This is a genomic window from Duganella sp. BJB1802 (assembly GCF_013369445.1).
Taxonomy (GTDB): domain Bacteria; phylum Pseudomonadota; class Gammaproteobacteria; order Burkholderiales; family Burkholderiaceae_D; genus Rugamonas; species Rugamonas vulcania_A.
The window spans coordinates 92,336-103,135 of sequence record NZ_JABWEF010000004.1 but is presented as its reverse complement, the minus strand read 5'-3'; the positions used below and the strand labels follow the sequence as shown (position 1 = coordinate 103,135).

At 62.1% G+C, this 10,800-nt stretch carries 13 protein-coding genes; 6 read left to right on the top strand and 7 right to left on the bottom strand.

Annotated features, from left to right (window positions below; genetic code table 11):
- Positions 1-51: 51 nt before the first annotated feature.
- Together HUX88_RS08175 and HUX88_RS08170 are read left to right on the top strand one after the other, a co-directional pair.
- On the top strand, positions 52-1,698 hold the full coding sequence (locus HUX88_RS08175) for a PAS domain-containing methyl-accepting chemotaxis protein (RefSeq protein WP_117012769.1): 1,647 nt from the start codon (positions 52-54) through the stop codon (positions 1,696-1,698).
- Between the two features lie 42 nt (positions 1,699-1,740).
- Positions 1,741-2,034 (top strand): 2Fe-2S iron-sulfur cluster binding domain-containing protein, encoded by a 294-nt coding sequence (locus HUX88_RS08170; protein ID WP_176361440.1) that lies wholly within the window; start codon positions 1,741-1,743, stop codon positions 2,032-2,034.
- Between the two features lie 95 nt (positions 2,035-2,129).
- Here the strand turns inward: HUX88_RS08170 and HUX88_RS33245 are convergent, their stop codons facing one another.
- A complete protein-coding gene (locus tag HUX88_RS33245; RefSeq protein WP_373886764.1) occupies positions 2,130-2,435 on the bottom strand; it encodes a MerR family transcriptional regulator in 306 nt (101 codons plus the stop codon).
- On the opposite strand from HUX88_RS33245, the gene HUX88_RS08160 reads away from it, so the two are divergent.
- Positions 2,434-3,366: an aminotransferase class IV family protein gene (locus HUX88_RS08160; RefSeq protein WP_308937116.1), complete on the top strand. Its 933-nt coding sequence runs from the start codon at positions 2,434-2,436 to the stop codon at positions 3,364-3,366. The two genes, HUX88_RS33245 and HUX88_RS08160, sit on opposite strands and share 2 nt — an antisense overlap.
- Before the next feature lie 133 nt (positions 3,367-3,499).
- On the opposite strand, the gene HUX88_RS08155 is transcribed toward HUX88_RS08160, so the two are convergent.
- From HUX88_RS08155 to HUX88_RS08145, 3 genes are read right to left on the bottom strand one after another with little or no spacing between them, the layout of a single operon-like run.
- Positions 3,500-3,835 carry a type II toxin-antitoxin system HicB family antitoxin gene (locus tag HUX88_RS08155; RefSeq protein ID WP_176361616.1) on the bottom strand — a complete coding sequence of 112 codons (336 nt, stop codon included), beginning with the start codon at positions 3,833-3,835 and terminating at the stop codon, positions 3,500-3,502.
- Between the two features lie 2 nt (positions 3,836-3,837).
- Complete coding sequence (locus tag HUX88_RS08150) at positions 3,838-4,092, bottom strand: type II toxin-antitoxin system HicA family toxin (protein WP_161096320.1); 255 nt, start codon at positions 4,090-4,092, stop codon at positions 3,838-3,840.
- Positions 4,093-4,142: 50 nt separating this feature from the next.
- Entirely contained in the window at positions 4,143-4,463 is a 321-nt protein-coding gene (locus HUX88_RS08145; RefSeq protein ID WP_028819641.1) for a hypothetical protein, read from the bottom strand.
- An 88-nt stretch (positions 4,464-4,551) separates the two neighbouring features.
- On the opposite strand from HUX88_RS08145, the gene HUX88_RS08140 reads away from it, so the two are divergent.
- Both HUX88_RS08140 and HUX88_RS08135 read left to right on the top strand, forming a co-directional pair.
- Positions 4,552-4,821: a MoaD/ThiS family protein gene (locus tag HUX88_RS08140; RefSeq protein WP_176361437.1), complete on the top strand. Its 270-nt coding sequence runs from the start codon at positions 4,552-4,554 to the stop codon at positions 4,819-4,821.
- Between the two features lies 1 nt (position 4,822).
- Positions 4,823-5,911, top strand: coding sequence for an exo-alpha-sialidase (locus HUX88_RS08135; RefSeq protein ID WP_176361436.1), 1,089 nt, complete (start codon positions 4,823-4,825; stop codon positions 5,909-5,911).
- Here HUX88_RS08135 and HUX88_RS08130 read toward each other — a convergent pair.
- Entirely contained in the window at positions 5,908-6,513 is a 606-nt protein-coding gene (locus tag HUX88_RS08130; RefSeq protein ID WP_176361435.1) for a TetR/AcrR family transcriptional regulator, read from the bottom strand. The genes HUX88_RS08135 and HUX88_RS08130 overlap by 4 nt on opposite strands.
- Before the next feature lie 88 nt (positions 6,514-6,601).
- Here HUX88_RS08130 and HUX88_RS08125 point away from each other — a divergent pair, with 88 nt between their 5' ends.
- On the top strand, positions 6,602-7,666 hold the full coding sequence (locus HUX88_RS08125) for an MBL fold metallo-hydrolase (protein WP_176361434.1): 1,065 nt from the start codon (positions 6,602-6,604) through the stop codon (positions 7,664-7,666).
- A gap of 151 nt (positions 7,667-7,817) precedes the next feature.
- Here the strand turns inward: HUX88_RS08125 and HUX88_RS08120 are convergent, their stop codons facing one another.
- Positions 7,818-8,159, bottom strand: coding sequence for a hypothetical protein (locus HUX88_RS08120; RefSeq protein WP_117012556.1), 342 nt, complete (start codon positions 8,157-8,159; stop codon positions 7,818-7,820).
- A 132-nt stretch (positions 8,160-8,291) separates the two neighbouring features.
- The gene (locus HUX88_RS08115) at positions 8,292-10,766 is read right to left on the bottom strand and encodes a TonB-dependent receptor (protein ID WP_176361432.1); all 2,475 of its coding nucleotides are present in this window, start codon (positions 10,764-10,766) and stop codon (positions 8,292-8,294) included.
- Positions 10,767-10,800: the final 34 nt, after the last annotated feature.

Genomic DNA, 10,800 nt, shown 5'->3' with positions numbered 1-10,800 from the left:
GCGCTCCCCCGACCCCGGCACGCCCCTTCCGTCGATAAAAAAGGAATGGCCATGCGAACCAATAGTCCAATCACCCAAAACGAATACCTGATGGAAGACGGCAAGACCATCGTCTCCAGCACGGATTTGCAGGGCAATATCAACTACGCCAATCCTTATTTCATCGAGGTCAGCGGCTTCACCGAGCAGGAGCTGATCGGCGCGCCGCAGAATATCGTGCGCCACCCGGACATGCCGGTCGAGGCGTTCGCCGATTTGTGGCGGACGATCAAGGCGGGCATGCCGTGGACCGGTTTGGTGAAGAACCGCTGCAAGAACGGCGATTACTACTGGGTGCTGGCGAACGTGACGCCGGTGATCGAGCAGGGCAAGCCGATCGGCTACCTGTCCGTGCGGACCAAGCCCAGTCGCGAGCAGGTGCGCGAGGCGGACGAGGTGTATCGTCAGTTCAAGGCGGGCAATCCGCGCCGGCTACGCATCGTCAACGGGCGGGCGGTATCGACCGGCGTGGTGGCGCGGCTGGCGGGTTTGCTGAACATGTCGCTGGCGCGCCAGATCGGCGTGGCGACGCTGCTGACCGGCGGCGTGCTGGCCTTGCTGGCCTTTGCCCTGCTGGGCATGAGCGACGCGGGCATCGTCGCGGCGCGCGGCTGGATGGGCGCGCTGGCGTTGATGGCGATGCTGGGCATGGCGTGGTTCGGCCGCAGCCTGTACCTGAACGTGGCGCTGCCGCTGCGCCAGGCCACGCGGGCGGCGCGCATGATGGCCGGCGGCGACCTGACGGCGGCCTTCGATATCCAGCGCGACGACGAGGTCGGGCAGTTGCTGGCGGCGCTGCGGCAGACCAATGTCAACCTGCACAGCATCATCGGCGACGTGCGCGCCAACTTCGACCAGATCTCGCTGGCCACCGGTGAAATCGCGGACGGGAATATGGACCTGTCGGGGCGCACCGAGTCGCAGGCATCGAGCCTGCAGCAGACGGCGGCCAGCATGGAGGAGTTGACGTCGACCGTCCAGCAGAGCGCCAGCAACGCCGCCAACGCCAATGAGCTGGCGGAGCGGGCGTCCGCTGTGGCGGCGCAGGGCGGCAGCATCGTGTCGCAGGTGGTGACGACGATGGGCGACATCAGCGCGTCGTCGAACAAGGTGCTCGACATTATTGGCCTGATCGAGGGCATCGCCTTCCAGACCAATATCCTGGCGCTGAACGCGGCGGTGGAGGCGGCGCGCGCCGGCGAGCAGGGACGCGGCTTCGCCGTGGTGGCCAGCGAGGTGCGCAACCTGGCGCAGCGTTCGGCGACGGCGGCCAAGGACATCAAGATCCTGATCGACCAGTCGATCGAGAAGGTGCAGGCCGGCGCCGCGCTGACCAGCAGTGCTGGTGTGACGATGAGCCAGGTGATCGAATCGGTGGATCGGGTGTCGCGCGTGGTGGAGGAGATTTCGAACGCGACGCGCGAGCAGAGCGACGGCATCGTGCAGGTCAACCAGGCGGTGATACAGATCGACGACATCACGCAGCAGAACGCGGCGCTGGTGGAGCAGGCCGCGGCCGCCGCCGGCAACCTGGCGCAGCAGACGCGTTGCGTGTCGCAGGCGATGGCGGTGTTCAAGCTGCGCGGCGGAGTGGTGGTGCGGCGTCCCGCCGCCGCGCCGCGCGGCCCGGTGAAGCCGAAGCTCAAACTGCTGGCCTGACGGTTTATCATGCTGGTTTGACACGGCATTTCGGGAAGCAGCATGGACAAGGCGGTACGGGTAACGCTGGCGGGGCAGGGATGGACCTTCGACGCGCCGGCGCCGGCGACGGTGCTGCAAAGCGCGGAGCGTGCCGGCGTGCGCCTGCCCAGCTCCTGCCGCAACGGCACCTGCCGCACTTGTATCTGCCTGAGCACCAGCGGCACGGTGCGCTATCTGATCGAGTGGCCGGGCCTAAGCGCGGACGAAAAGCGCGAGGGCTATATCCTGCCTTGCGTGGCCATCGCCGAAACCGATCTGGTGATCGTGGCGCCCGCCGCCTCCAAGTCCGCTTGACCTGACGCACGATGTGCTGTGACCGATAGCAACCGCCCCTTTGCAGACATTCCGCGTAAGCGGAGGTGAACTACTGGCGCGCCTGTCAAGTTTTCCTATAACTCCACAGCGCGCATAAACTTCTCGAGTATGTTTCGGGTTCTACGCAGCTCCTCGGCTTTATGATCGATTAAACGCAGGTAATCATGCAGTGCAGCGCGTAACTCATCGCATGGTTCAAAGATGGGGGCATCCCCCCGTACGCATGGTGCGAACTGCCTGATCATGGCGAGAGTCATCCCGCCGGAACCTAGCAGCTTGATGCGCTCGACTGTTTGCACGTCAACGTCACTAAAGTCACGGTAGCCACTCGCCGTCCGCCGTGGCTTCAAGAGGCCTTGCGCCTCGTAATAGCGGAGCATGCGAACACTTACCTCGCAGCGCAGGGATAGCTCGCCGATTTTCATTTTATCCTTGACTCTGACAGCACTGTCAGACTCGATACTGTCTGCTCCTCAATGGCAACTGGAGCAAAATATGTCTGTCCAAACACACCCTTACCCGACGATTATTAACGGCACGCCTGTGCACGACTCTGAACTGATACCGTTTGCATTTTCGGGTTTCGCACATTTTACCGCAATGCAGGTACGCGAGCGCAGGGTGAAGGGCATCGATCTACACCTTAGGAGGCTACGCGATGCGTCCGTTGAGCTGTTTGGAGCCGCGATTCCCGATGAACAAATTCTCCAAAGTCTGCGGCGGGCCATTGACGCAGGCCCTCCGAGCATGTCACTAACTGCGACGATTTATTCGACACATGGTGAATTCACTGCGGCCGGCAGGGGGATGCCGCCATCAGTCCTAGTCCGCACTTCGCCACCTTCCAATGGCCCCGTAGGTCCGCTGCGCCTTGCAGTCGTTGAACACGAAAGATCACTGGCTAGTATCAAGCATGTTGGGGAAGGAGCTAAGACATATTATTTGCACAAAGCCGTCGAACATGGCTTCGATGATGCGGTGTTTATCGACCGAAATGAACGCTTGAGCGAGGCGACGATCTGGAACCTTGTTTTATGGAATGGCCAGTCCGTTGTCTGGCCCCGCGCCGACATCCTTATCGGAACTATGATGGGCATTGTTCAAAGACAGCTGACACGGATGGGAATTGAACAACAGAGTCGAGATATCAGACCAAGCGATCTAGCGGGCCTGTCCGGCGCTGCAGTCATGAATTCATGGACACCCGGTGTCCCCGTCACCGCGATGGGCGCAGCTCCTATTTCGGAATCCCACCAATTCATGTCTCTACTGAGACAGGCGTACGATGCAGAGCCTGCGTTGATCCTCTAGATCTGGAAAAGCCAATGTTAGGTCGCTTGAGAGCAATCTGAGGTATGACCGTTTCTGGCCGGAAGCGGCCGACGCCACTTGACTTGCTCTGACACCTGTTGCAGAGCACATACCGATCGTATTACTTCAAGCATCAAGCTAGAGTTGCTTTACGTAGTACGTCTTCCGCCCATTGATTGAGGCTCTTCCCATGCGCGGCGGCGGCAACAGCTGCCGCCTCGTGGATCGCAGGTGCAACACGCAGCGAGAATTTCCCCGAAAAACTCTTTCGTGGTTCGACGCCGTCTTCGGCGCACGCTTCCAGAAAGACATTTAGCGAAATTTTCCCCTCCCGCTGCAAGCCTTTGACATCCTTCGCGTAAAAATCGGCCCCTCCATTCAGACCAAGAAACTCGCCCCGGAACATTTGAATTTCCGGGTCGAATGTGATCACCGCTTGGTGGCCGTCAATTGTCATTGTGTTCTGCATGCTCATGGTTTAACTCCGTGATCTTCGAACCATTTCCGTATGGACGCAAGCGCACCTTTGTCCGTCGCAGGTTCGGGATGCGGTCGATGGAACACGCGCCTCTCGCCGAACAGGCGTACCAAGACCCGTGAGCCTTCTCGCTCCTCAATGTGGCCACCCAATTCGACGAACAGAGCTTCAATATCCGTCCAACGAACATTCGCGGACGTTGGATGGGAAAACACATGCTCAAGTGTGCGTTGGTGCTTGCGCTTCATGAGTTAATGGTAGCAGAAAATGGTATCAACATGAGGCGATCGCGTACGGCTTAGCCGGGCGGGTCGTCGCCGCGTTTGCGCAGGCGGCTTAGCAGCGCGTCGGTCGATTCGCTGAGCGGCACGCCGTGGCGCCGCATCAGCTGGATGTTCAGCACCATGTTCTCCAGCACCAGCTTGGCCGCCACGGCCAGCAGCGTCAGGTGCTTGTCCTCCTCGCTGAAGCTTTCCATCGCCTCGGCCATCTCGCACAGGTGGTTGGAGATCAGGCCGCGCAGGTCGTGCTCGTCGAACGGCAGGTCGGCGAAATCGATCGGATCTTCCTTCTCCACTTCCTCCATCAACAGTTCCAGCTCTTGCGGTGTGATCGTCATGCGGCGCTCCGTTAGTTGATGCGGTTTTATTTTATGCGATTCAGGCATAGAATCTGAATTCCCGTCGAATAAACCAACAAGCATAACGATGGCGCAACTCATTTTTACCCAGCAACTGGCCCGCTTCATGGAAGTGCCGCAGGTGGAGACCGGCGCGGCCGATCTGCGCGGCGCCCTTGATGCCGCCTTCGCCGATCATCCACGGCTGCGCGGCTATGTGCTCGACGAGCAGGGCCACTTGCGCGAGAATGTCGTCATCTTTATCGACGGCCAGCGCAGCCGAGAGCGAAAAATATTGAACGATACGCTCGCGCCGCATTCCAAAGTCTATATCTTGCAAGCTCTTTCTGGAGGTTGACATGTCCGACCGCGCCTACATCGGCACTCGCAAAGGATTGTTCGAAATCTACCGCACGCACGAGGCGTGGCATCTGGACCGGCAGCATTTCCTTGGCGATCCGGTGACGATGGTGTTGCCGGACCGGCGCGACGGCACCTTGTACGCGGCGCTGAACCTGGGCCATTTCGGCGCCAAGCTGCACCGGCGCGACCCGGGCAGCGAGCAGTGGACCGAGGTGGCGGTGCCGGCGTTTCCCGTCAAGCCGCAGGATTCGACCGATCCGGTGGAGTGGACGCTGAAGCAGATCTGGTCGCTGGCGGCGGGCGGGCCGGACCAGCCGGGCGTGCTGTGGGCCGGCACCTTGCCGGGCGGACTGTTCCGCTCGAACGACCGGGGCGACAGCTGGCAGCTGGTGGAGTCGCTGTGGAATGTGCCGGAGCGCTCACAGTGGATGGGCGGCGGCTACGATGTGCCGGGCATCCACAGCATCTGCGTCGATCCACGCAACAGCAAGTCGGTGCTGGTGGGGATCTCCTGCGGCGGCGCCTGGCTGACCAACGACGGCGGCGAAAGCTGGAGCATGCGCGCCAAGGGCATGGTGGCCCGCTACATGCCGCCGGAACTGGCCGAGACGCAGCAGGTGCAGGATCCGCACCGCATCGTGCGCTGCCCGGGCGAACCGGACAAGCTGTGGTGTCAGCATCACAACGGCATCTGGCGCAGCGTGGACAACGGCGCCAACTGGACCGAGGTGATCAGCGCGCCATTGTCCAATTTCGGTTTCGTGACGGCGGTGCATCCGACGGACGGCGAGACGGCGTGGTTCGTGCCGGCCGAGGCGGACAGCAAGCGCTACGCCGCGCATGCGGCGCTGGCGGTCACGCGCACCACCGACGGTGGCAAGACCTTCACCGCCTGGCGCGGCGGCTTGCCGCAGCAGCATTGCTATGATTTGGTGTATCGCCACGGGCTGGCCGTCAGCGACGACGGCCAGATTCTGTTGATGGGGTCGACCACCGGCGGCGCCTGGCTGTCGGAGGATGGCGGCGGGCAGTGGCAGACCATCTCCACCACCTTGCCGCCGATTTACTCGGTCAGCTTCGCCTAGTTGGCGTAGGCCAGGAACATATCCACGGTCGCCTCGACCACTTTTTTCTGCGTGGCCGCGTCCAGCGGCGGCTGGTTGAGCGTCACTTGCGGCCAGAAGGCGAAGGTCTTCAACTGGCCGCCCAGCATTTGCGGCGCCAGTACCGGGTCGGCCCTGAGCAGCTTGCCGTCGGCCTGGGCCGCGCGCAGCCAGGCCGTTGCTTCCTCTTCCTTGCGGCTCAGCCGTGTCACCATCTCCTGCGCCCGTTCGGGCGAGTGGATGGATTCGGCGATCGCCACCCGCGCCAGATCCAGGAAGTAGCTGTCCTGGAGCATGGCCATCTTTTTCCACAGCAAAGCCAGTAATTGCTCGCGCATCGGCACGGCCGGGTCGTAGGGCTGGTGCTCCTGCGCCATCGAACTATTCCACAACTCATGCAATATCTGCGCGAACAGTTCGTCTTTACTGGGGAAGTGGTTGTACACCGTGCGCTTGGACACGCCTGCGGTGGCGGCGATCTTGTCCATGCTGGTCGATTCGAAACCGCTGACGCGGAATTCCGCGATGGCGGCTTCGACGATGGCCTGGCGTTTGCGGTCGGTCAGTTTGAGGGGCATGTTCATGGCTTTATTTTACACCGACTAGTTTACTTTTTAAAAGATAAGAACTACACTGTGTAGTGTACATTCTCAATCCTTGGAGTTGCCCATCATGGCTTATCAATCCGCTATCGCCGAATCCGACCTCGACGGCTTGTCCGTGCCCAGCGCACCGCGCACGCGGGACGGCAAGTTCCGCAATCCGGTCAAGATGCACAAGATGGGCTTCATCCAGTCGCTGGGCATCATGCTGCGCTTCGCCTTCGACAAACCCAAGGACACCGTGCCGCGCCAGGCCATTCCCGTTCATGCGATCACGCAGCAGCAGTTATTGGATGCTCCGGATCGCAGCCTGTTCCGCCTGGGACACTCGACGGTGCTGCTCAAGCTCAACGGCCATTTCTGGCTGACCGATCCGGTGTTTTCCGAGCGTGCGTCGCCGGTGCAGTGGGCCGGGCCGCAGCGCTTCCACCAGACGCCGATCAGCATCGAGGAGTTGCCTCCGATCAAGGGCATCATCCTGTCGCACGACCATTACGACCATCTGGACTATGCCGCCGTGATCAAGCTGGCCGCCAAGACCGAGCATTTCATCACACCGCTGGGCGTGGGCGACCGCTTGATCGGTTGGGGCATACCGGCCGCCAAGGTTCGGCAGCTGAGCTGGTGGGAATCGACCCATGTGGCGGGCCTGAGGCTGGTGGCGACGCCGGCGCAGCACTTCTCCGGCCGCAGCCTGAGCGACCGCAATAAGACTCTGTGGGCGTCGTTTGTGATCGAGGATCGGGATGTGAAGGTGTTTTTCAGCGGCGATAGCGGTTATTTTGACGGTTTCAAGGAAATTGGCCGCCGCCATGGCCCGTTCGACCTGACCATGGTGGAAACCGGCGCCTACGATCCGCAATGGCCGGACGTGCACATGCAGCCGGAGGAATCGCTGCAGGCCCACATCGACCTGCGCGGCAAGGTGATGCTGCCGATCCATAACGGCACCTTCGACCTGTCGCTGCACGCCTGGCACGACCCATTCGACCGCATCCACGAGCTGGCGGCGGAACGCCGGCTGCCGCTGGCCACGCCGGAAATCGGCAAGGCGCTCGATATCCACCAGCCGCTGGCGGATGGCCGCTGGTGGGATGAGGTCAAGGCATTGGAAGCGGCAATGTCCGCCAGCTAAAACAATGGGGTCGAAACAATGGGGTCAAGTCTGACATTCGGACACGAGCTCTGCGGCTGGCGCGTGCCTACCGCAGAGCTCGTGTCCGAATGTCAGACTTGACCCCAATTTTACGGTTGAGCTCGTGTCCGAATGTCAGACTTGACCCCACTTAGGCGATGATGTTGATCAGCTTGCCGATGGTCTCGCCCTGGGCGTTGATCTGCGGCTTGGGCGGGGCGGTCAGGTCGGCCGGCAGCACTTGCTCGGCGCGGGACGGTTTTTCTATCGCGTTGTTCAAATTCGGGGCCGGCGTCGCCTTCAGCGGCGGCGCGGATGCCTGAGCGCTTTGTTGCTGGGTATCGCTTAGCGTCTGCTTATCCTTGGTCAGCTGCACGCGGCTTTGCTCCAGCCGGCTGGCGTCCTGGTTCACGCGCGACTGGTCCGTTTGCACTTGCCTTTCGGCCTGTGCAATCGATGCCTGCAGCGCACTGACGGACGTTACGGAAGCCACGATCTAACCCCTAAGCAAGAATTCCAGGCATGGTAAGGCAGAATCGTATTGAGTACGATCAATTGAAGAGTAGGCCACAAAAACAAAAAAGGCAAGGCTGACCACGCCTTGCCTGTGAGGGGGACAGGTTGCTTAGAAGCGGTACAGCACCGATGCTTCCCACGTGCGGCCAAACAGCGGACGCGCGTTGATCGGTCCGGTGCCGCCGGCGGTCAGGCGGGAATTGCCTTCGGTCAGGCCCAGTTCGTTGTTGAGGTTGGTGCCGCTGAGGCGCACTTCGATCTTGTCGCCCAGCGAGAACAGCACGCCGGCGTCGATGGTGCGGTAGGACGGCAGGTATTGCTGGTTGGCCTGGTCAGCCCAGCGCTCGCCGATCGAGGTGTAGGTGCCGTAGATCTTGGCCGAGTTGCCGTCGCCGAAGGGAATACGGTACGTCGGCGTGAAGCGGAATTGCAGCTTCGGCTGGCGCTGGACGGTTTTGCCGGCGGTCTGCGGATTGTCGCGGTATTCCGATTTCTGGTAGTCGCCGGTCAAGGCCAGTTGCAGGTTCTCGATAGGGCGCACGGCAACTTCGAATTCCAGGCCGTTGCCCTTGGAGCCGCTGATCGAATGCAGCTCGCGGCCGTCGGCCAGGATCTGCGTGAACGCGATGCCGTCGAATTCCGTGTGGAAGGCGTTGATGTAGGCGCTGTACAGCTGGGTCGCGGTCTTGAAGCCGATTTCGTATTGGCTCACCTTCGGCGTCGGCAGGATGCTGCGGTCGTTGGCGCTCTGCTGGTTGCCGGCGCCGCGCAGGTCGTCGAACGAGATAAAGGTGTGGCCACGGTTGGCGCGCACGAACACGGCCGTATCCTTGGCCAGCTTGTAGTTGCCGCCGATGGTGAAGGAGTTGGCGCTGTCGGTGCGGCTCAGGTAGGTGTTGGAGCCGTCCGGCATCGAGGTGCCGTTGTTGTACACGGTCAGCGGATTGTTGTCGGTGTCGCCCGAGGTCAGGTTGGAGATCGTGCCGCTGATCTTCTGCTGTTCATGGCGCATGCCGAAGTCGACCTTGATGCGGTCGTTGACCTTCCACTCGTCCGAGATGAAGCCGGCGGTGTTGCGGCCGTCGTACGAGGCGACCGGCGCGTAGAACACGTTGCCGTCGGTGCCGTTCTTCGACACGACCACGCCGTTGTTCAGGGTCACGTTGATCAGGCTGGCTTGCGGCACGGCCGACATCAGGTGGCTGTTGCCCAGGTACCAGACGTCGTGCGACGAGTAGTCGGCGAAGTAGCCGCCCACGGTCAGCGTGTGGCCGTGGCCGATATCCTTGCTGACGCGCAGTTCGTCGGTGAACGATTTCAGTTGTTTTTCCACCGACCACAGCCCGGCCTGCACCACCTGCTGGTTGCCGTCGACCGCGCCGCCGTGCACATAGGTGGCGGTGCCGGCCGTGGCCAGCTTGCCGCCGGCCGCAGCGACCGTTGCCGCGTTGCCGTTGGCCGAGGCGATGGCGGCCTTCAAATAGTCGTTCATCGACAGCGGGTTGTTACCGGTGAACATGGCGTTGGTGTTGAGGTCGCCGTCGAAGCGGTTGAACTTGTTCGACACGCTCCACTCGCCGATCTTCTGGTCGAAGTCGGCGCCGAAGACGGTGGCTTTCAGGCCGCGCCCGTCCGCCAGGTCGCGGTTGAGCGTCTTGCCGGGCGCCGCTTCGATGGTGAAGTTGCGCATCTCGCCGCTCATCAGCGTGCCGGTCAGCGGATTGAAGCCGGGGAATTCCGAGATCGTGTGGCCGCCGTTGCTGGAGATCAGCGGCACGCCGGTGTAGAAGGCGTTCTTGTCGTCGGTGTTGCGCACGTACATGGTCAGCTTGCCGTCGTCGAGTTTGCGGGTCAGCGTGGCGGTCAGCTGGTGGCCGTCGTCGGCCGGGAAGCCGGCGTCGCGCACGCCGTCGGTCTTGCGGTAGAAGCCGCCGACCGAGCCGTACCAGCCGTCGCTGATTTTGCCGCCGTAGAACATGTCGACGCGGCGCAGGCTGCCGGTGCCGGTGGTGAAGCGCACCGAGCCCTCCGACGTGTCGCCGCCTTCCTTCAGGATGAAGTTCATCGTCGCGCCGGGCTGGGCGTTGGACCAGATGGTGGACGGGCCGCCGCGCAGCACTTCAACGCGCTCGACCGTGTCGTCCAGGCGGAAGGCCGACGAGCCTTCGAAGAACGACAGCGTCGGCGGCGGGAAGATCGGGTTGCCCATCAGCTGCACCGAGACGAACGGCGAATCGCTGCCGGACGGGAAGCCGCGCACCTCGATGTTGGCGCCGGACTGGCCGCCGGTCGATTCCGCATACACGCCCGGCACGATTTTCATGATGTCGGCGGTGCTGCTGGGGGAGGCTTGCTTCAGCTGTTCTTCGGTGGCGGTGGTGATCGAGAAGGCCGAGTCGACCTTGCGCACGCCGCGCGCCGAGGCCACGCCGGTGACGACCACTTGCTGGACTTCGGCGGCGACTTCCTTGGTGGTGGAAGGTTCGGCGGGGACGGCGCTCTGGGCTTGCGCGGCGGTCTGGTTGACGAGCGTGAGGACGGCAGCCGTGACTGCGGATAACAAGAACGGGTTCTGGCTTTTCATGTGGTCTGTGCTTTCTTATGGTGTAAATCGTCTC